Below are 19,980 nucleotides of genomic sequence, written 5' to 3'. Positions count from 1 at the left end.
AGGACGGCTCAGAGTCCGGACACAAAGGAAGTACTGCTCTCATCGAATTGGCCGGCATTCGCCCGCCGGTTTTCGATGCCCGTTTGCGACAGTGACGTTTCCATGCGCCACCCCGGCCGTCCAATAAAGTTGATCTATGGACGCATAGACGACCGCTAACACCGCAGGTCAAACGGGATCCATACCCCCCTTGACGTGGCGCGGATCACAAACCGGATGGCCCGCCTTTTATTTGACGGCCCGTCGGCCGAGAGGGTGTCCGGCGGACGAAGTGCCTGCTGAGGCGTTGACTGGACTTCGTCTAAGGTTGCTACACTCGCGAAGCACCCGGAAAGTAAACTTTCGTAATGGGAATAACCCTGGCGGGAGGTCACACGTGCGGGGAGACCAGGAGCCTTTACTCAGCCTCTCCGGTCTATTGCGTCGTCTGGAGTACTTCGTCGTCGTGGCCGACGAACTCCATCTGGGAAGAGCGGCACAGCGTTGCGGGGTGAGCCAGCCCACCCTCTCGCACCAGCTGAAGGTGCTGGAAAAGGAGCTGGGGGCCCAGTTGCTGAGCCGCGGCAGCCGCCGGATGTCGCTGACCCCGCCGGGCCGGGCCCTGCAGGAGGAGGCGCCGCAGCTCTTGCAGCGGACGTACTCGATCAAGGCCCGGATCAAGGAGGCGGCAGCGGGCCCCGGCCGGCCGGTGCGGGTCGCGTTCAGCCGCTCCGGACACGCCCTGCGCCAGCGGGAGATGGTCGCGGAGTTCCGCGCGCGCGACGCCGTCCCGGTCTCCGTCGAGTCCGGCTGGTCGGAGCGGAACATCGAGCAAGTGCGCGCCGGGCGGGTCGACTTCGCGTTCGTCAGACCGCCCATCGAGGCGGACGACCTGCGGATGGCCGTGGTGGGAGAGGTGGAGCTGGTCGAACTCCTCCCGGGCGAGGGCCTTCCGGGCGACGGCCTCCCGGGCGACGGCGCGTCCGGCCGCACGGCGGAGGACCGGAGCGCCGGAGACCTGCCGCTCATCATGTGGCCGCGCACGCACGCCCCCGGGCTCCACGACAAGATCCTCACCATCGTCCGGCAGGAGCGGTCCCCGCGGGGGCTGTCCCCGTACGTCGCGTGGGAGGAGCCCGACTACATCAACGTGGCGGCTGCCGTGGCCTCCGGCGCGGGCGTGTCGTACATGGACCGCGACATCGCCGAATGGATGAGCCTCAGCCTGGACGTGCGCTTGCGCCCGCTGGGTGTGCCCGGGCCGCGGACGGACGTCGCCGTGGTCTGGCGCGAGGACCAGGACCCCGGCCTGGCGGCGCGGTTCGTCGCGGCGTGCTGCGAGGTCGGCCAACCCGGCGGCATGGAAGCGGAATGCGGCTGCCTGGTGCCGTAGCCCGCTGGTGACCCCGTGCCGTAGCCCGCTTGCGACCCGGTGCAGCAACCCGCCCTTGTGACGCAGTAGCCCGCTTCTGGTGCAGCAGCCCGCTGTCCGGGGCAGCAGCCCGCCACGCCCCGACCCGAAGGGAACCCGCATGAACTGCTACGACTGCCACGCCTCCGAAGGCGCGGACACCGCCGCCGTCGCCGTGTGCCACGGCTGCAACTCCGGCCTCTGCCCGGGCCACTTGCGCATCACCCGCCCGGTGGTCCACCGGGTGAACGGCACGGGTGTCTCCCACAGCCCCGCCCCGGCCCGGCAGGTGCTGTGCGCCACCTGCCACGCCGCCGCCCAGGGCGTCGCCCTGCCCTCCCCGTCGGCGGAGCGGGCGGAGCGGACGGAACGGACGGCCCGGCGCAGCCCGGTCACCTGATCCGCCGCCGGATCGCCTGGTGCCGGGGCGGTTCACCTGGTGCCGGCGCGCTTCACCTCACCCGGCGGTTCACCTCATCTGGCGGCGGACCAGGTCGTGGAAGAGCCCGTCCGTGTCGGCGAGCAGTGCGGCGGGCGGGCCCTGCTGCACGACCCGGCCCTCCGTCATGACGATCACCCGGTCGGCGTCCATGACGGTGGACAGCCGGTGGGCGATCACGATGCGGGTGGCGCGCAGGGCGCGGGTGGACTCGATGACCACGCGCTGGGCCTCGTTGTCCAGCGCGCTGGTGGCCTCGTCCAGGAAGAGGACGCGCGGCTTGCGGACGAGGGCCTGGGCGATCATCAGCCGCTGGCGCTGGCCGCCGGAGACGGTGCCGCCGCCGTCGGACAGCATGGTGTGCATGCCCATGGGCATGGCCTTGATGTCCTCGGCCAGGCCCGCCATGGCGGCGGCCTCCCACGCCTCCTCCAGGGTGAAGGTCCCGGCGCCGCAGATGCAGTCGAGGATGGAGCCGGAGAACGGCTGGGCGTTCTGCAGGACGACGCCGCACTGCCGGCGGACGGCCGCCTGGTCGAGCGCCGCGAGGTCCTGGCCGTCGTAGAGCACGCTGCCGGAGGCCGGCTTGTCGAAGCCGATGAGCAGGCGCAGCAGGGTCGACTTGCCGCAGCCGCTGGCTCCGACGACCGCGACGAACTCCCCCGGCCGCACGGCGAACGACACGTCGTCCAGGACGAGCGGCCCGTCGTCGGCGTACCGGTAGGACAGGCCCGCGGCCTCGACGGCGCCGCCGAGTTCGCCCGGCTGGACGTCGGAGCCGCGCACCTCCGGGGCGGCCTCCAGGACCGGCTTGATCTGTTCGAACATCGGCTGCACGGCGGCGGCCGAGAGGAGCGCGCCGGTGAGCTGGGTGACGGAGGACAGCAGCATCGTCACGGCGGTGCTGAAGGTGAGGAAGTCGCCGGCGGACATGCTGCCCCGGGCGGGCCCGGCCAGCAGCATGAACATCACGAGCGTGCACAGCGGCAGGGCGACGGCGTTGAGCACGGTGACGACGTTCTTGATGCGGCCGATGCGCCGCTGCAGTTCGCGCGTGCGGGCGAACTCCCGGGCCCAGGCGGCGTAGGCGAAGCTCTCGGCCGCCGCGACGCGCAGCTTGGGCAGCCCGCGCAGGGTCTGGAACGCCTGGTTGTCGAGCTTGTTGCCGAGCCTGACCAGCTGCCGCTGGTAGCGCAGCTGCCACAGCCCGAGGCCCAGGAACACCGCGGCGATGCCGAGCAGCAGGGCGAGCGCGGCCATGGCGAGGGGCACGCTGTAGACGAGCAGCAGGACCAGGTTCACGGCGCCGACGGTGCCCGCCTGCAGCACCACGGGGGCGGTGCCGGACAGGACGCGGCGGACGGCGCTGACTCCCATGGCCGCGCCCGCCAGTTCGCCCGTGGAGCGGCCGGTGAAGAACTTCGCCGGCAGCCGCAGCAGCCGGTCCCACACGGCGGGCTGCAGGGTGGCCTCGATGCGGCCCTCCAGGCGCAGGATCGCGATGTTCTGCAGCAGCATGAAGACGGCCGAGACGACGCTCGTGGCCACGAGCGCCACGGCCGTCTGCACGATGAGGCCGCTCTCGGCCTCGGGCACGTACCGGCCGAGGACCTTGCCGGTGGCGACGGGCACGAGCGCGCCCAGGGCGACCGTGACGAGCCCGCCCAGCGCGAGGCTGCGCAGCTCCTGACCGGTGCCGCGCAGGGTGAAGCGCAGCAGGGGCAGCAGGCGCGGCTTCCCGGGGGGCAGGGGGCGGTAGAGCATGACGGCGCGCGGTTCGTACGCGTCCTCGCCGTCCTTGCCGATGCGCTCGCGCCTGCCGGTGGCGGGGTCGACGGCCTCGTAGCGTCCGCGCCGCCACAGGAGCGCGACGGGCGCCCCGTCGTCCGCCCGCCGGCCGATCAGGGGGCCGCTGTTGTCGCGCCACCAGCGGCCGCTGAGCGCGACGGTGCGGGTGCGGATGCGCGAGGCGAGCGCGATCCGTTCGACGGGGTCCGTCCGGTCGTCGGCCGGGCCCGGACCGGTCGGCTCGGTCAGGGCGATGCGGGCCTCTTCGGCGACCAGGCGGCACGCGGCGAACGTCGCGTCGTCGTCCTCCGCGCCGCGGCGCCGTGCCCGGCCCGGGCGGCCGATGGAGGCCAGGAGCGCCTGGTCCGCGCGGGTGCGGGCGGCCTCACCGGCCTCGATGCCGGCGGTCGCGCGGTCCTCGTGGGCGCGCTCGGCCTGCTCGATCCAGCGGTCGAGGGCGTACAGCAGCCGGTACTGCTGGTCGACCATGCCCTGCCACATCGCCGGGTCGACGAGCAGGCTCCCGGCGGTGCAGCCCTCGTACGGAGCGCCGTACTGCACGCTGCCGGGGGTGATCTGCATCCACAGGACGTCCTCGTCGGCCCCGCCCGGGCCCTGGGCCGCGCGGTTCTCCAGGGGCGCCTGGTAGAGGACGCGCAGCCCGCGGCCGATGCCGAGGGCGAAGGCGTTCTCCAGCGGGCCGAGCGCCGCGCCGGGGGCGGCGTTCTGCCACGCTTCGCCGTACTGCCAGGAGTCATCCTGCCGCCAGGAGTCCGCGTACTGCCAGGAGTCGTCCTGCTGCCAGGTGTCGCCGTGCCAGGTGCCCGCGTGCTCCTGCCGGTGCAGCTCGTGCAGGTCGATGCGGCGCAGCGCGCAGCCCTGCAGGGGCCGGCCGAGCAGGGTGTGCTCGGGGCCGTCGGCCGGGCCGAGGAGCAGGGTGCCCGGGGCAAGCCGGCCGAGGAAGTGCCAGTGCCCGGCCCGGGCGGCGTCGACGGCGAACAGGTCCAGCTCGCCGTCCACGACGAGCCACAGGACGAGCGGGCCCTCCAGGTCCAGGCTGCGCAGGCCCGTGCAGTCGACGGCCGTGCCGAGCGCGCCGAGGGCCGCCACGACCGGGTCGGTGACGGTGGAGACGGGGTACGGGGTGGTCACGTCAGTGCTCCCTGACCAGTTCGGCGTACGGGCCTCCCGCCGCGGCCAGGTGCTCGTGGCGCCCGCGTTCGACGACCGTGCCGCGGTCGAGGACGAGGATCTCGTCGCTGTCGCGCACGGTGCTCAGCCGGTGGGCGATGACGACGCAGGCGCAGCCGCGGCGGCGCAGGTTGTCCATGACGGTCTGCTCGGTGACGGCGTCGAGGGCGCTGGTCACCTCGTCGAGGACCAGGACGCTGGGGCGGCGCACCAGCGCGCGGGCGATCTCCAGGCGCTGGCGCTGGCCGCCGGAGAAGTTGCGGCCGTCCTGCTCGACGCGGCTGTGGATGCCGCCGGGGCGGCGGGCGACCACGTCGTACACGGCGGCGTCCTTCAGGGCGGCGACCACGGCGTCGTCGGGGACGGAGGGGTCCCACAGGGCGACGTTGTCGCGGACGGTGCCCTCGAAGAGGAAGACGTCCTGGTCGACGAAGGAGACGGAGGCGGCGAGCGCGCCGCGCGGGATGTCCTCCAGGCGCATCCCGTCGATGCGGACGGTGCCCTCCCAGGGGGCGTAGAGGCCGGATATGAGCCGGGAGACGGTGGACTTGCCGCTGCCGGAGCCGCCGACGAGGGCGATCTGCTGCCCGGGGCCGGCGGAGAGCGAGAAGTCCTTGAGCAGCGGGGCGTCGAGGGGGCTGTAGCCGAAGGTGATGCCGTCGAGCTCCACGTGGCCCTTGAGGCGGCGGGTGGCGGCGCCGTCGCGGCGCGCGTGGACCGGGTCGACGGGGAAGTTCTCGACGTCCTTGAGGCGGGCGACGTCGGCGGCGAAGTCCTGGATGCGGCCGGCCACGCCGTTGAGCCGGGTGATCGGTGCGGTGAAGCCGGTGACGAGGGCCTGGAAGGCGACGAGGAGGCCGACGGAGAGGTGTCCCTCGACGGCCCGCAGGCCGCCGATGGCGAGGATCAGCGCGCTGTTGAGGGCGGCGAGGGCGGGTGCGGCGACGGCCAGCCAGGCGCTGGGCACGCCGAGTTGCTGCTGGACGTCGAGGGTGACGGCGTGCCGGCCCGCCCAGCGGCGGAAGAAGCCGTTCTCGCCACCGGTGGCCTTCATCGTCTCGATGAGCTGCAGGCCGCTGTAGGAGGTGTTGGTGAGCCGGGCGCTCTCGGCGCGCAGCTTCTGGGTGCCGGTGGCCCGCACGCGGACCACGACGCGCAGGGCGACGGCGTTGAGCAGCGCGATGCCGATGCCGACGACGGTGAGCTGCGGGTCGTACGTCCACAGCAGCACGGCGTAGAGGACGACGACGACCGCGTCGACTCCCGCGGCGGCGAGGTCGCGTGCCAGGGTCTCGGCGACCGCGTCGTTGGAGCGCAGCCGCTGGACCAGGTCGGCCGGGTTGCGCTGGGCGTAAAAGGTGACCGGGAGCCTGAGCAGGTGGCGCAGGAAGTGGGCGCTGCCCAGGGTGGAGGAGATGATGCGGCCGCGGAGCAGGTTGGCCTGCTGCAGTGCGGTGAGCGTGGCGGTGAGCGCGAGGGCGGTCGCCATCGACGCGAAGAGCACGCCCAGCAGCGACGTCCGGCCGCCGATCAGGAACGTGTCGATGTACGTGCGGCTGAGCGCGGGCACGGCCGCCCCGACGACCACCAGCAGGAGGCTGGAGAGGACAGCGGCGAGCATGGTGCCGGACGTGCCGCGCAGCCGGGAGGGCATCGCGCCCATGACGCCGGGACGGCGGCCGGCGCGGCGGAAGTCCGGGCCGGGCTCGAAGGTGAGGACGACGCCGGTGAAGGCGGAGTCGAACTCCTCCATCGGGACGAACCGGCGGCCCTTGGCGGGGTCATTGACGTAGACGCCCCGGCGGCCGAACCTGCGGCCCGTGCCGTCGTAGACGACGTAGTGGTTGAACTCCCAGAACAGCACGGCCGGGGCGCGCACCCCGGCGAGGGCGGCCAGGTCCATCTGCATGCCCTTGGCCGTCAGCCCGTAGCTGCGGGCGGCCTTGAGGAGGTTGCTGGCGCGGGAGCCGTCGCGGGAGACGCCGCAGGCGATGCGGAGCTCTTCGAGGGGGACGAAGCGGCCGTGGTGGCCGAGCACCATGGCGAGCGCGGCGGCGCCGCACTCGACGGCCTCCATCTGCAGGACGGTGGGGGTGCGCACGGTCCTGGGCGTGCGCGCCGTCTTGGAGGCGCGTGCGGCGTTCCGGCGGCCGGCGGCGGGTGCGGGCGCGGCCCGGCGGCGGCGCGCGGCGGTCACGGCAGCAGCCAGTCGACGGGCCGCTGGTCGGCGAGGCGGACGGCGCCGGTGACGGGTGCCGGGGAGTCGACGGCGTACGGGGGTCCGCTCGCGACGGACCAGCGGTAGCCGGACGCGGTGGCGGACGAGCGCTCCAGCCGTACGAGGACGGCCACGGGGTTGCCCTGCCGGGTGAACCGGTCGGCGAGCCTGTTGTCGCCGAGGAAGCCGGCGATCTGCGCCGTGGACTGGGGCGCCCGGCCGACGGCCTGGACGCGGCCGCGCAGCACGCCGAACTTCTCCCGGGGGACGGATTCGACGCTGAGGTCGACGGAGGCGCCCACGGGGATCGTGCCGCCGCTGTCTCCCGGCACGTACAGCATGGCCACCAGCGGGTCGTCCGGGTTCGTCACCCGTTCCACGGTCGCCACGTCCGCGCCGGTGGTCACGACCGCGCCCGTCCTGGCGACCAGGGACGTCACCCGTCCCCCGGCCACGACGCTGACGGTCCGCTCGCCCCGCTCCGTGCTGACGCGCAGCAGGGGCGCGCCCGGGGCCAGCAGCTGGCCCTCCCGGGCGAGGACTCCGGTGACCTGGCCCGCGTACGGGCTCTGCAGCAGATAACTGCCCTCGGCGCGGGTGAGCATGCCCGGCGCGGTCAGCCTGGACGTCACGGAACCGGTGAACGCCCAGAAAGCCGCGGCGGTGACGACGGCAAGGGTGACGGCCAGCACGAGCCGCCCCTGCGGGCGCGCGAACCGTACCGGCAGATCGAGTTCTTCGGGTGATTGCAGCTTGGAAAGCGCCTGCTGGCGGAACTGCACGGACTATTCCTTCGACTGCACTCGTGAAACGAGTACCTAAAGCTGCCGCGGAAATGCGGGCAGCCGTGAACCCCGGAACAGGGGAGGAGTTCCGGGATTCACAGGCGGCGTATTTCTCAGAGGTTGTCGGAGATTCTCAGAGGATCTCGGAGATTCTCAGAGGTCCTCAGAGACCGGCGATGCCGGCGTGCACGCCGACGATGCCCTCGACCTGACCGGCCACGCCCGGGACGGCCTGAACGGTGTTCAGCGAGGTCACGGTGCCGAGGACGTTGTGAACGTCGCCGGTCACGGCGCCGAGCAGGCCACCGGAAATGCTCACACCGCCGGAGACGGCGTCCAGCTCGGCGTCGGCGATCTCACGGGTCTCGAGGTTGTCACGCATGATGTGCGCACCCTTCGTTCGTCTGAATGTTTCTCAATTGCCACGTCGGCATTGCCGCCCAGGCATTCCGCGCCGGCACGGCCGTCACCGGCCACCGTTCAAAGAACCGCCGCGGTGCCGCAGATATAAGCACGGGAACGGGTGGTGGGGCCAACCGTGTTGCCGCTCCGGCGCCTTTCACAAGAGCCGGCTTTCTCATTCCTTCGCGGGATCATCACAAGTTCTTCACAAGATCGAGTAACAGATACAAGGGCACCAAGATCCTCGCGGAACATAAATGGACACACGCCCACCAAGCGCGTCGGGCATAACCGGCATATCGAGGTGCCGCATGGAGGGGCTACCGCGGGTACCCGGAGGTTGTGGAGATTTGCCGAAACGACGGTGGGTGACGCACACGGCACGGACTGCGATGACCTGCAGGTAACCACTTACTTCCAAGTGCGTACTTGAGGACCTCCCGGTCCGCGGACGACGCTCGTGAGGACCACCCCGAACGAACGGAACCGCGATGACCGGCACCCCTGCACGCACACCCGTCACCGTCATAGGCCTGGGCCCCATGGGCCAGGCCCTGGCCGGCGCCTTCCTGAAGGCGGGTCACCCCACGACCGTCTGGAACCGCTCGGCCGGCAAGGCCACCGGGCTGGTGGAGCAGGGCGCCGTGCTCGCCCCGACAGCCGCCGAGGCCGTCGCCGCCTCTCCCCTGGTCGTCGCCTGCGTCATCGACTACGACGCCGTCCACGCGATCCTCGGCCCGGCGGCGGACGCCCTCCGGGGCCGGACCCTGGTGAACCTCACCGCCGACACCCCCGCGAAGGCGCGCGAGACGGCCGCGTGGGCCGCCGGGCACGGCATCGGCTACCTCGACGGCGCGATCATGACCCCGGCCTACAGCATCGGCGGACCCTCCGCCGTCGTGCTCTACAGCGGCCCCGAGGCCCTCTACGCCGACCACCGGCCCGCCCTGGCGGCCCTGGGCGGCAGCGGCGTGCACCTCGGCACCGACCCCGGCCGGGCCGCCGCCCACGACGTGGCGCTGCTCGACATCTTCTGGACGGCGATGAGCGGCGTCGCCCACGCCTTCGCCCTCGCCAAGGCGGAGGACATCGCGGCGAAGGACCTGGCGCCGTTCGCCCGCGGCATCGGCGACCTGCTGGCCGGCACGATGTCCGACTACGCGGAGCAGGTCGACGCGGGCGCCTACCCCGGCCACGTCTCCAGCATCGCCTCGGCCGCGGCCGGCATGGACCACGTCATCGAGGCGGCCGAGCACCACGGGATCGACGCCGCCCTCCTCAGGGCCGCCCGGGCCACCGCCCGCCGCGCCGTCGAGGAGGGCCACGGCGCCGACGGCTACTCCCGCCTGACCGAGGTCCTCGGCCGGCCCGGTGCTCCGGCCTGACCGTGGTCCTCGGCCGGCCCGGGCTCACCGCCCCGTGAAGAAGTCCCTGACCCGGCGGCGGCTGCGGCGCTCGGCCGTGTAGTCGTCGTCGGACTCGTCGTCGGGGCCCTGCAGCACCGTCCAGCTGACGGCGGAGACGGCGGGTTCGAGGGACAGGCGGCTGACGGCCTCCTCCAGCAGGCTGTCGTCGCGGCGTTCCGTGGTGAGGTCGGCCGAGACGGTGACCTTGCCGGGGGCCTCGGCGTCCGCGCTGTAGACCGAGCGCAGGCGGAAGCCGGGGCGGGCGACGGCCTGGACGACGAGGGTGCGGACGTGGGCCTCTTCGGGCTCGGTGCACACGACCTCGAAGTGGTAGTCGGTGGCCACCTCCGCGCCGCCGTGCGGGCCCCGGTCGAGGCCGCGGGCCAGCGGCCGCAGGAGGGTGTTGGCGCCGACGACGCCCACGGTGCCGAGCCCGGCCACCACGTACAGCCCGGTCCCGGCGAGGGCGCCGACGGCGGCCGAGCACCACAGGGTGGCCGCGGTGTTGAGGCCGCGCACGCTCAGCCCGTCCCGCATGATGACGCCCGCGCCGAGGAAGCCGATGCCGGAGACGATCTGCGCGGCGACGCGGGAGCCGTCGTAGCCCGTGGTGCTCGTCGCGGCGGCGAAACCGTACTGCGAGAGCAGGACGAAGAGGGCGGATCCGGCCGCGACCAGCGCGTTGGTGCGCAGACCCGCCATCCGGGCCCGCCACTGCCGCTCCAGCCCGATGACCGCACCGAAGCCCAGGCCGGCCGCGATGTTGCCCGCCATGTGCCACTCGTTGACCACAACCATGATCCACCTTCCTCGTCGGTATCCCTATCGGCCGGTCACAGCCAGGTGTTGAATCGCCGGATGTACCAGGTCTTCACCGCCTGGGTCAGGGCGCAGTACGCGAGCAGGATCGCGATCAGCCACGGGAAGTAGCTCATCGGCAGCGCCTCCATCGACAGCGCCGGCGCCAGCGGCGAGAACGGCAGGAGGAGGCCGAACGCCATCACCACGGCGGTCATCACCATCACCGGCGCCGAGGCCCGGGAGCCGATGAACGGCACCTTGCGGGTGCGGATCATGTGGACGATGAGGGTCTGGGAGAGCAGCCCCTCGACGAACCACCCGGACTGGAACAGCGTCTGGCTCGCGTCGCTGTCCGCCCCGAACACGTTCCACAGCACGAGGAAGGTGGTGATGTCGAAGACCGAGCTGATCGGCCCGATGAAGAGCATGAACCGGGCGATGCCCTTGGCGTCCCACGTGCGCGGCCCCCGCAGGTACTCCGGGTCCATCCGGTCCCAGGGCGTGGCGAGCTGCGAGACGTCGTAGGCGAGGTTCTGCACCAGCAGGTGGATCGCCAGCATCGGCTGGAAGGGGATGAAGGCGCTGGCCACCAGGACCGAGAAGACGTTCCCGAAGTTCGAGCTCGCCGTCATCTTGATGTACTTGATGGTGTTGCCGAAGGTGGTGCGGCCCTGCTCGACGCCCTGCTCCAGGACCATCAGGTCCTTCTCCAGCAGGATGATGTCGGCCGACTCCTTGGCGATGTCGACGGCCGTGTCGACGGAGACGCCGACGTCGGCGTCGCGCAGCGCGGCGGCGTCGTTGATGCCGTCGCCCAGGAAGCCGACCGTGTGCCCCTCGGCCCGGAGCGCCCGGACGATGCGGGCCTTCTGGACCGGGTTGGTCTTGGCGAAGACCGTGGTGGCACGGACCAGGGTGCGCAGCTCCCCGTCGTCCAGGGCGTCGACCTCGGCGCCGGTGACCACGGCCCCCACGTCGATGCCGACGTCGGCGCAGACGCGCGCCGCGACGAGCTCGTTGTCGCCGGTGACGACCTTGACGGCCACGCCCTTGTCGGCGAGGGCCCGCAGGGCCGCCGCGGCGTCCGCCTTCGGCGGGTCGAGGAAGGCGAGGAAGCCGACGAGGGTCAGGCCGTCCTCGTCCGCGACCGTGTAGGCGATGGGGGTACCGCCCATGCCGTTCAGGCTATGGGGGAGGCCGGCGGGGAAGGTGCGGGTCGCGACGGCCAGCACGCGCAGGCCCTGCCGGTTGTTGTCCTCGGCGGTGCGGGTCACGCGGCGGCGCAGCGCGGCGTCGAGCGGGACGCGGCGGCCGTTGTCGGTCATGTGGGTGCACAGGGCGAGGACTTCCTCGACGGCGCCCTTGGTGATGAGGACGTGCTCGGTGGTGGCGGCGGTGTCGCCGGCGTCGTTGCGGGCGACCTCGTTACGGCTCAGGACCACCGACATCCGGCGGCGGGCGAAGTCGAAGGGGATCTCGTCGACCTTGGTGAAGCGGGCGTCGACGACAACCTCCTCGGCCTCGGCCACGCGGTCGATGACCGCCCGGTCCATGAGGTTGCGCAGCCCCGTCTGGAAGTGGCTGTTGAGGTAGGCGTATTCGAGGACCTCGGTGTCCTCCCGGCCGTGCGCGTCGAGGTAGCGGTCGAGGACGATCCGGTCCTCGGTGAGCGTGCCGGTCTTGTCCGTGCAGAGCACGTCCATGGCGCCCAGGTTCTGGATGGCGTTGAGCCGCTTGACGACGACCTTGCGCTTCGCCATGGCGACGGCGCCGCGCGCGAGGTTCGTGGTGACGACCATCGGCAGCATCTCGGGCGTGAGGCCGACGGCCACGGCCACGGCGAACATGAACGCCTCGTCCCAGTCGCCCTTGGTGAAGCCGTTGACGGCGAACACGAGCGGCACCATGACGAGCATGAACCGGATCAGCAGGAAGCTGACCTTCTTCACGCCCGCGTCGAAGCTGGTCTCCGGGCGCTCGCCCACGAGCGAGCCCGCCATCGAACCGAAGTAGGTGTCCGCGCCGGTGGCCACGACGACGCCGGTGGCCGTGCCGGAGGTCACCGAGGTGCCCATGAGGCAGAGGTTGTCGGCCTCTACGGGGTCCGTGGTCGTCGACTGGCCGTAGTCGTGGGTGCGGGTGTCGGCCTTGGCCACGGGCAGCGACTCGCCCGACAGCGCAGCTTGACTGACCATCAGGTCCTTGGCGGTGAGCAGCCGCAGGTCCGCCGGGGCGAGGTCGCCCGCGGCGAGGCGGACGATGTCGCCCACGACGACCCGGTCCATGGGGATCTCGACGGTGGCCGGCGCCGCGTTGCGGTCGGCGCGGCGCTGGACGGCGGTGGTCGTGGTCACGAGGGCGCGCAGGGCGGCCGCGGCACCCGCCGAGCGGTGCTCCTGCCAGAACCGCAGCAGGCCGCTGACCAGCACCATCGCTCCGATGATGGGGATCTTGGGGTCGAAGGGCTCCTCATCGGCGGCCTGCAGCCACTGCACGTACATGACCGCCAGGAGGGCGACCAGGATGCCGATGAACGGGTTCCAGAAGGCCTTCGCGAGCTGCGCGTACCAGCGGGGGCCGGTGTCGTGCGCGACGACGTTCGCACCGCCGCGGGCGAGCCGCAGCTCGGCGTCGTCCTGGCGCAGGCCGTGCGGGGTGGCGCGGGAGTCCTGCAGGACCTGCGCGGCCGGCCAGCCGCTGATCCGGGCCAGCCGGTCGCCGGCGGCACGCGTACGGGCCTCCAGCTCGGCGGCCTTGCGCTCGCGGCGGGTGCGGCCCGGCGGGGCGAGCTTGCCGGGGGTGAGGGTGGTGTTGGTCATGGCGGAACCTCTCTCCGGGCACGGCGGCGCGACGGCGCAGCGGCATGGCGGCATGGCGGCGCGGCCGGGCCGTGGGCACGGAAAAGTCGGTGGTGCTATTCGGTGGCGCTATGGAGTCGCTACGGCTGTCTCAGGGCAGGCGAAAGCCTCGTGGGCACGCCCGGAATCGACGGTGCGGTGCGGACAGCCCGGACAGCGACCGGGAAAAGGCCTGGTACAGGCCTGCAAAAGGGGGAAATGCTCGCCACAGCGCCGGGGCGCACGGCCCCATGGGTCAGCTCGGCGGACCGCTCAGCGAATCAGAGTGCTCAGCGAATCAGAGCGCCGCGCGAGCGGATACGCACTGGCGAGGACTTCCCTCGGGACTCCGACTGGTCATCCCGATCACCTCCTCGCTCGTACGTACACGATGCGGCACCGCGCGAAAAGCGCGCCAAATGCGGCCGGAGCGGCACCTTCAGCGTCTAGCTTGCCATATGACGTCAAGCCGTCCGCAATCAGAAGGTAATACCAAGGTCAAAAGCATGGAGGGGACCATCCCGGCACCGCCCGGCCCGGACGGACCGCCCCCGCGCGTGCGCCGGAAGGCCGCCCGCTGGGCCGCGGGCCTGCTCCTGGCGCTGGTCAGCGGGCCGCTGCTGTGCCGCGCCTGCGACGTGGACGGCGTCACGCCCGTTCCCCAACTGCTGGCGTTCCTGCCCTGGTTGCTCGCTCCCGCCGGGGCCGCGCTGGTGCTCGCGGCGGGCACGCGGTGGGCGGCGGGCTGCGCGTGGGGCCTGGCGGCGGTGCTCGGGACGCTGTACTTCCTGCCCCCGTACGCGGCGGGAGGCGCGGCGGCGACCGGCCCGGAGGTGGCCCGGCTGCGGATCCTGACCGCGAACCTGGAGTTCGGCGAGGCCACGCCGGCCCTGCTGGAGGCCCTGCGGCGCGAGCGGCCGGACCTGGTCTCGGTGCAGGAGTGCTCCCCGGAGGAGTGCGCACCGGCCCTGGACCGCCCGCAGGTGCGGGCCGCGTACCCGTACCGGATCGTCGTGGGCGGGGGCAGGGCGCAGGGCTCGGCGCTCCTCAGCCGGTTCCCGCTGGAGCCGGACGGGTCCGTGCCCGGGACGCTGGCGATGCCCCGGGCGCTGGTACGGGTGGCGGGAGCGCGGCTGCTGTTCCAGGTGGTGCACCCGATGCCGCCGGTGGCGGGCGGGGTGGAACTGTGGCGCACGGAGCTGGGCCGCGTCCGCGCCATGGCCGCGGCGCGCGGCGAGGCCCCCACGGTCATCGCGGGCGATTTCAACGCCTCGCAGGACCACGCGGCCTTCCGGGCCGTCCTGGACACGGGCGTCCGCGACAGCGCGGCCGCCCTGGGCCGCTCCCGCACCCCCACGTGGCCGTCCCTGACCGCTCCCCCGCTGGGCGCCCAGATCGACCACGTCCTCCTCAGCCCGGCCCTCGCACCCCGCCACGCCCGCTTCCTGGACCTGGCGGGCACGGACCACCGGGGGCTGGTGGTGGATGCGGTGCTGCACGGGTGAGCGGCCGGGTCACGGGCTTCCGGAGCAGTGACCGAGCAGGGCCCGGCACACCCGCGCGAGCGCGCACACGTGCTCCGCGGCGGACACCAGCCCGTCGCCGGGCCCCTGCGCGAGCGTCTGCTCCGCGCGGGTGAGCAGGGACCGGCGGAGGGCGTGCCCGGCCCACTCGGGGTCCATGGCGGCGGCCTGCGCTTCGACGACGGGGGTCAGGCGGCGGATGTGCTCGCGCAGTCGCTGTTCCAGCACGGCGAGGTCCTGGTGCGCGGGGAGTACGGCGTGGCAGTTGAACGCCTGCTCGGTGTCGCGCCCGATCCGGGACACGTCGATCTCCTGGCTGCCCGGCTGCCTCGCGGCAGGAGAGCAGGCGCTGACGTCGCCGTCCGGTGACTTCGTGTGCATGGCAGTCCCTGAGTGCTGGGTGGCTGAGGCGGCACTGACGCTACGGGCGCCGTGCGCGCACGCTCGATGGCCCGGCGATGCAACTCCGATGCAATTACGCGGCCTCAGGAGATCTCGTCGGCCGTTCGGCACCGCCAGGACGGGCTGTCGGCGCTACGGTCGGCGAGCAACAGTCACCGACGCCAGGGGGCGAGGGGATGGCCGGTAAGAAGGTGCCCAACCCGAAGATCAGGGCTGTCCGGGAGGAGCGGTTCCATATGAGCCGCTCGGAGTTCGCCCGCCTGGTCAACCAGCAGGGCGCACGGATGGGCGAGAACACCGGATGCACGTCCCGCGTAGTCGCCACGTGGGAGGACGGTGATGTGAGCTGCCCGCGCCCCGTGTACCGGCGGATCCTGGCCGCGCTCACCGGAGAGAGCCTCCTCGCCCTCGGCTTCTCTTCCCCGCGAAGCCCGGTGCGGCGTACGGTCTTCACGTCGGATCAGGTCGACGACCAGGAGGAGGGAGTGGACCGGCGAAGTTTCGTCTCGGGGCTCGCGGCTCTGGGGTTCTGCCCCGAGCGCGGTACGCCCCGGAAGATCGGATCGACCGAGGTGAGGACCGTCCGGCAGACGGTGCGCAAGCTCAAGCAGCTCGATGAACGCATGGGCGGAGACAACCTCAGCGTGGACGCCCGCCGGGCCTTGGGGGCACTCAACCGGCTCATCAACACCGCCCGGTATGCGGAGTCGACCGGCAGGAAACTGCGCTCGGTGTACGGCGACTTGGCCGTGCTCACCGGGTGGCTGAGCTATGACGCCGGCCGTGTCGAGGACGCCTGGGCCTACTACAACCAGTCGCTGTACCAGGCCCGCATGGCGGAAGACCCCGAGGTGGAAGTCCACGCCTACGCACAGATGTCCATGGCCGCGGCGCGGAACGGGATGCCTCGTGACGCCGTGGACCTGGCCAGGATGGGGCAGCGCGTGAGCGCCCGCCACGTGCCGCCGCGGCTGATGTCGCTCCTGACGCTGCGCGAGGCCTGGGGCTGGGCCATGCTGGGGGACTCCAAGGAGTGCCGGTCGGCGCTCGCGCGGGCGTACAGGTCGTTCGACCACGGCGCCTCGGACGAAGACCCTCCGTGGATCGACTTCTATTCGCTGGCGGAGCTGGACGGGCTCGCCGCCACGTGCCACGCCGAGCTCGGCGAAACCGCCGTGGCCCAGCGGCTGGCCGAGCGGACGCTGGCGACCATGAGCCACAGGTACGGCCGCAACCGGGCCTGGTACACGGTGGTACTGGCCGAGTTGCACGTGCAGAAGGGCGATGTCCACGATGCCTGCGAGGTGGCCCGGAGCGCGCTTCCGCTGATCGCGGATGTCTCCTCGGCACGTACCACGGCCCGGCTCGCGGCGTTCCGCAGCAGCGTGGCCATGCACAAGGACGACGTTCCGGTGCGGGACTTCCTGACGGAATCCCGGCCCCTCGTGGCATGAGAGAAGAGGAGAGCCATGGCTGACCTGAAGCTGCGCCGGCTGAGCGGAAAGGAAGCCGACGGCGAGCGGGAGGTGCTGGCCGACGTCTACGAGGAGGCCTACGCCGAGAAGCTGGACGGCGCCTTCCGCTCACGACCGGCCTTCCTGGACCGGCTCTCGGCCTACGTGCAGCGCCCGGGCTTCGAACTGGTGGCGTCGGAGGACGGCAGCGCACTCGTCGGGTACGTCTTCGGCTTCGCCATCGCTCCCGCCGGGTCCTGGTGGGGCGGCTTCCGCGGGGAACTCCCCGAAGAGGTGCGCCGTCTGACCGGGCAGGGCAAGGTCTTCGCGATCTCGGAGCTGATGGTCCGGCCGGCTTGGCGCCGCCGGGGCATCGCCCGTCTGCTGCACGACAGGCTGATCGCGAGTCGTGCTGAGGAGCTCGGGACCATCCTGGTCGACCCGAAGAACATCCCGGCCCGCTCCGCCTACTACGCGTGGGGCTGGGAGAAGCTGGGCGATATCCAGCCCTTCGACAACTCCCCCGTGTTCGAGTCGCTCGTCAAGCGGATCTGACCGGCCGGCCCGGCTCGCTCGGCGATCCGCGACCCCGGGCCGCGAACCGCCGAGCAGCAAGCTGAAGGGTCTCAGCCGTTGTTCACCAGCGGCGTCCACGCCCCCGGTCCGTCGCCGCCCACCCCGTCGTACAGGGACGTCTCGCCGTCGGACCAGCGGACGACGAGGTCGTCCGGGCGGCCCGAGCCGCTCAGGTCGCCGGTGGTCATGGCGGTGTCCGTCCAGGACGGGTCGGGGGCCTGGAGGCGGGTTCCCTTGCCGAGGTCCGTGCCGGTGGTGGCGTACGAGCCGAGGGAGCCGTCGGACCAGCGGACGAGGAGCGTGCTGCGGTCCTGGCCCGCCGGGCGGGGGCTGCTGAGGGCGGTGGCGTACTTCCAGTACGAGCCGGCGTCCATCAGGCGGCGCTCCGTGCCGGGGCCGGAGGGGCCGGCGCCCGCGTACACGCTGAGGCTGCCGTCGACCCAGCGCACGGCCAGGTCGGCCGTCTTGTCCGTGGAGTTGTAACGGCCGGCGGTGATCTGGGAGGCGTACTTCCAGAAGGAGCCGCCCGCGCCGAGCGTGTACTCGGGGCCGGAGCCGCCGGCCTGGAAGTCCTCGTAGTACGAGAGCTTGCCGGTGTCCCAGCGGACCATGAGGTCGGGCTTGCCGGTGCCGCTGAACTCGCCCGCCGTGACGGTCACGGCGCGCTTCCAGAAGCTGTCGGACCGCGCGAGCTGCTGCTCGGCGCCGAAGCCGCCGCGGCCGTCGCCCGGGTAGAGGCTGACCTCGCCGTCGCTCCAGATCGTCAGGAGGTCGTCGCGCCCGTCGCCGGTGAAGTCGGCGGAGACGAGGTGCTTGGCGTGCGTCCAGGTGGAGGCGGCGCCGGGGAGGCGGGCGCTGTCGGAGGGGCGCTGGTAGGCCGTGCGGACGGGCGTGCGGTCGGCGATCGCGTCCTGGTAGAGGGCCCGGACCTCGCTGCCGAAGACGGGCGCGTAGCTGATCCAGTCCTCGCCGGTGAGGGTGCCGCCGCCGTTCCAGCCGCCGAGGCTGCCGATGATGTCGCCGGTGCGGGCGGAGGCGTCGTAGCCCACGATCCACGGGCTGCCGGACGTGCCGCCGTAGAAGCCGCCGCACTTCATCTGGAGCTGGTGCTGGCCGGAGAGCCGGGAGGTCGGCACGGTGCAGCTGAGCGCCCGCTGGTCGGTGTTGTGCGAGCCGGGGTAGCCGACGACGGTGACGGTGCTCGTCCAGCGGGGCGTGGGGGTCAGCCGGAGCCCGCCGGTGACGGTCTCGGCCTGCTCGCCGCGGGAGTTGGGGCCGAGGCGCGCGAAGCCGACGTCCAGGTCGGAGTCGGGGCCGGTGCTGTTGCGGGTGTACCGCGGGTCGCCGAAGACCCGCTCGACGGGGAAGACGCCGTACGGCTGGTGGGCCGCGTCGAGGCCCTTGCGGTACTGCGGCACGAAGATCTGCTGGGTGCGCCCGGCGAGGCCCTGGGCGCAGTGCCCGGCGGTGAGGACCAGGTTGCGGCCGGGGCTCTGCACGACGCTCGCGGTGCAGTACGTGGTCCCGGTCGGGTCGCTGCTGAAGAACGTGCCGACCATGGGTATGCCGTCGCCGTACGTGCCCTGGGGCGTGCCGGCGGGTGCCGGAGCGGCGACCGACGCGACCGACGTACGGGGCGCGACCAGGGCCGGGCCCGAGGCCGCCGACGTACGGGGCGCGACCAGAGCCGGGGCCGGAGCCTTGCCGGCGGCCGGGGTCTTCCCCGCGCCGGCCGTGGCCTTGCCCGCGTCGAGGGGCTTCGCCCCGGCCATGCGCTCGGCCGTCCAGTACGTCTCGGCGGAGCGGGCCGCGGCGGCCGCGGAGGGGGCGGGGGACGGTCCGGCCGGGGAAGGCGCGGCGACCGCCGTGGCGGCGGTGCCGCACGTGGTCAGACCCACGGCCAGGGCGAGGGTCCAGATCCGTCTGGAGTGAGACGAGGGAGACAAAGGGCCTCATCGTGCTGGTGGGACATGAACATGAACAGCTCAAAAATGCGACTCATGTTCTATCAGAGGCCCCTGACAGCGGCGCGTCAGGCCACCGGCCCCAGCCCCCGCCGCGGCTCGTGGTGGATCGGCGTGCGCGCACCCGTCAGCGGGGCGCCCGTCCCTCCGTGCCGGACGGCGACGATCTCCGCCGCGATGGACAGGGCCGTCTCCTCCGGGGTCCGCGCCCCGAGGTCGAGGCCGATCGGCGAGCGCAGCCGGCCCAGCGCGCGCTCGCCGACGCCCGCCTCGCGCAGCCGCCCCAGCCGGGCCTCGTGCGTGCGGCGCGAGCCCATCGCGCCGACGTAGGCGACGGGCAGCCGCAGGGCGCGTGTCAGCAGCGGCACGTCGAACTTCGCGTCGTGGGTCAGCACGCACAGGACGGTCCGGGCGTCGAGCGCCCCCGCCGCCTCCTGGGCGTCGAGGTAGCGGTGCGGCCAGTCGACGGCGACCTCGTCCGCTTCGGGGAAGCGTCCCGGCGTCGCGAACACGGGCCGCGCGTCGCACACCGTCACGTGGTGGCCGAGGAACTTGCCGGCCCGTACGAGCGCCGCGGCGAAGTCCACCGCCCCGAAGACGATCATGCGCGGGGGCGGCAGGCACGACTCCACGAGGACCGTCACTGGGTCGCCGCAGCGCGCCCCGTCGAGGCCGACCGACACGGAACCGGTCCGGCCGACGGCCAGCAGGGCGGCGGCTTCGGCCGCGATCGCACGCTCCAGCGGCCCGGGCCCCGTGGCCGTCCCGGCGTCCTTCCCGGATCCGGCGGGACCCCCGCCGCCG

Annotated in this window: 15 protein-coding genes; 6 read left to right on the top strand and 9 right to left on the bottom strand. The window is 72.6% G+C overall.

Annotation, left to right across the window (positions count from 1 at the left end):
* Positions 1-271: 271 nt before the first annotated feature.
* Together B7P34_RS09730 and B7P34_RS09725 are read left to right on the top strand one after the other, a co-directional pair.
* On the top strand, positions 272-1,372 hold the full coding sequence (locus B7P34_RS09730) for a LysR family transcriptional regulator (protein ID WP_353620239.1): 1,101 nt from the start codon (positions 272-274) through the stop codon (positions 1,370-1,372).
* A 139-nt stretch (positions 1,373-1,511) separates the two neighbouring features.
* A complete protein-coding gene (locus B7P34_RS09725) occupies positions 1,512-1,790 on the top strand; it encodes a DUF2180 family protein (RefSeq protein ID WP_106675429.1) in 279 nt (92 codons plus the stop codon).
* Positions 1,791-1,859: 69 nt separating this feature from the next.
* On the opposite strand, the gene B7P34_RS09720 is transcribed toward B7P34_RS09725, so the two are convergent.
* The 4 genes from B7P34_RS09720 to B7P34_RS09705 form a co-directional block, all read right to left on the bottom strand.
* On the bottom strand, positions 1,860-4,769 hold the full coding sequence (locus B7P34_RS09720) for an NHLP bacteriocin export ABC transporter permease/ATPase subunit (RefSeq protein ID WP_106675428.1): 2,910 nt from the start codon (positions 4,767-4,769) through the stop codon (positions 1,860-1,862).
* Between the two features lies 1 nt (position 4,770).
* Entirely contained in the window at positions 4,771-7,005 is a 2,235-nt protein-coding gene (locus B7P34_RS09715) for an NHLP family bacteriocin export ABC transporter peptidase/permease/ATPase subunit (protein ID WP_223267686.1), read from the bottom strand.
* Positions 7,002-7,808, bottom strand: coding sequence for an HlyD family efflux transporter periplasmic adaptor subunit (locus B7P34_RS09710; RefSeq protein ID WP_106675427.1), 807 nt, complete (start codon positions 7,806-7,808; stop codon positions 7,002-7,004). The genes B7P34_RS09715 and B7P34_RS09710 overlap by 4 nt, the downstream gene beginning before the upstream one ends.
* A gap of 166 nt (positions 7,809-7,974) precedes the next feature.
* Entirely contained in the window at positions 7,975-8,193 is a 219-nt protein-coding gene (locus B7P34_RS09705) for a hypothetical protein (protein ID WP_030367949.1), read from the bottom strand.
* A 511-nt stretch (positions 8,194-8,704) separates the two neighbouring features.
* Here B7P34_RS09705 and B7P34_RS09700 point away from each other — a divergent pair.
* The gene (locus tag B7P34_RS09700) at positions 8,705-9,598 is read left to right on the top strand and encodes an NAD(P)-dependent oxidoreductase (protein ID WP_106675426.1); all 894 of its coding nucleotides are present in this window, start codon (positions 8,705-8,707) and stop codon (positions 9,596-9,598) included.
* 24 nt (positions 9,599-9,622) lie between these two features.
* Here B7P34_RS09700 and B7P34_RS09695 read toward each other — a convergent pair whose 3' ends face one another.
* Complete coding sequence (locus B7P34_RS09695) at positions 9,623-10,417, bottom strand: MgtC/SapB family protein (RefSeq protein WP_223267685.1); 795 nt, start codon at positions 10,415-10,417, stop codon at positions 9,623-9,625.
* Between the two features lie 35 nt (positions 10,418-10,452).
* Complete coding sequence (gene mgtA, locus B7P34_RS09690; RefSeq protein ID WP_106675424.1) at positions 10,453-13,239, bottom strand: magnesium-translocating P-type ATPase; 2,787 nt, start codon at positions 13,237-13,239, stop codon at positions 10,453-10,455.
* 524 nt (positions 13,240-13,763) lie between these two features.
* Between mgtA and B7P34_RS09685 the strand changes: the two genes are divergently transcribed.
* Positions 13,764-14,762: an endonuclease/exonuclease/phosphatase family protein gene (locus B7P34_RS09685; RefSeq protein WP_106675423.1), complete on the top strand. Its 999-nt coding sequence runs from the start codon at positions 13,764-13,766 to the stop codon at positions 14,760-14,762.
* 9 nt (positions 14,763-14,771) lie between these two features.
* Here B7P34_RS09685 and B7P34_RS09680 read toward each other — a convergent pair whose 3' ends face one another.
* The gene (locus tag B7P34_RS09680) at positions 14,772-15,161 is read right to left on the bottom strand and encodes a DUF6415 family natural product biosynthesis protein (RefSeq protein WP_106675422.1); all 390 of its coding nucleotides are present in this window, start codon (positions 15,159-15,161) and stop codon (positions 14,772-14,774) included.
* A gap of 197 nt (positions 15,162-15,358) precedes the next feature.
* Here B7P34_RS09680 and B7P34_RS09675 point away from each other — a divergent pair, with 197 nt between their 5' ends.
* Positions 15,359-16,636 carry a hypothetical protein gene (locus tag B7P34_RS09675; protein ID WP_146166782.1) on the top strand — a complete coding sequence of 426 codons (1,278 nt, stop codon included), beginning with the start codon at positions 15,359-15,361 and terminating at the stop codon, positions 16,634-16,636.
* Between the two features lie 15 nt (positions 16,637-16,651).
* A complete protein-coding gene (locus tag B7P34_RS09670; protein ID WP_106675420.1) occupies positions 16,652-17,191 on the top strand; it encodes a GNAT family N-acetyltransferase in 540 nt (179 codons plus the stop codon).
* A gap of 71 nt (positions 17,192-17,262) precedes the next feature.
* Here B7P34_RS09670 and B7P34_RS37405 read toward each other — a convergent pair whose 3' ends face one another.
* Together B7P34_RS37405 and B7P34_RS09660 are read right to left on the bottom strand one after the other, a co-directional pair.
* On the bottom strand, positions 17,263-19,158 hold the full coding sequence (locus tag B7P34_RS37405) for a trypsin-like serine peptidase (RefSeq protein WP_189382631.1): 1,896 nt from the start codon (positions 19,156-19,158) through the stop codon (positions 17,263-17,265).
* 86 nt (positions 19,159-19,244) lie between these two features.
* Positions 19,245-19,980 (bottom strand): XdhC family protein (locus tag B7P34_RS09660; RefSeq protein WP_189382629.1); only part of this gene is annotated, 736 nt, incomplete at its 5' end.

This window comes from Streptosporangium nondiastaticum (assembly GCF_003011965.1).
Taxonomy (GTDB): domain Bacteria; phylum Actinomycetota; class Actinomycetes; order Streptomycetales; family Streptomycetaceae; genus Streptomyces; species Streptomyces nondiastaticus.
Note: the sequence above shows the minus strand (reverse complement) of the source record. Positions and strands in the feature narration are given on the sequence as shown.

Coding starts and splice junctions, on each gene's coding strand:
- B7P34_RS09675 (WP_146166782.1), top strand. CDS start 15,359: ATGGCCGGTAAGAAGGTGCCCAACCCGAAGATCAGGGCTGTCCGGGAG.
- B7P34_RS09695 (WP_223267685.1), bottom strand. CDS start 10,417: ATGGTTGTGGTCAACGAGTGGCACATGGCGGGCAACATCGCGGCCGGC.
- B7P34_RS09685 (WP_106675423.1), top strand. CDS start 13,764: ATGGAGGGGACCATCCCGGCACCGCCCGGCCCGGACGGACCGCCCCCG.
- B7P34_RS09670 (WP_106675420.1), top strand. CDS start 16,652: ATGGCTGACCTGAAGCTGCGCCGGCTGAGCGGAAAGGAAGCCGACGGC.
- B7P34_RS09700 (WP_106675426.1), top strand. CDS start 8,705: ATGACCGGCACCCCTGCACGCACACCCGTCACCGTCATAGGCCTGGGC.
- B7P34_RS09680 (WP_106675422.1), bottom strand. CDS start 15,161: ATGCACACGAAGTCACCGGACGGCGACGTCAGCGCCTGCTCTCCTGCC.
- mgtA (WP_106675424.1), bottom strand. CDS start 13,239: ATGACCAACACCACCCTCACCCCCGGCAAGCTCGCCCCGCCGGGCCGC.
- B7P34_RS09725 (WP_106675429.1), top strand. CDS start 1,512: ATGAACTGCTACGACTGCCACGCCTCCGAAGGCGCGGACACCGCCGCC.
- B7P34_RS09705 (WP_030367949.1), bottom strand. CDS start 8,193: ATGCGTGACAACCTCGAGACCCGTGAGATCGCCGACGCCGAGCTGGAC.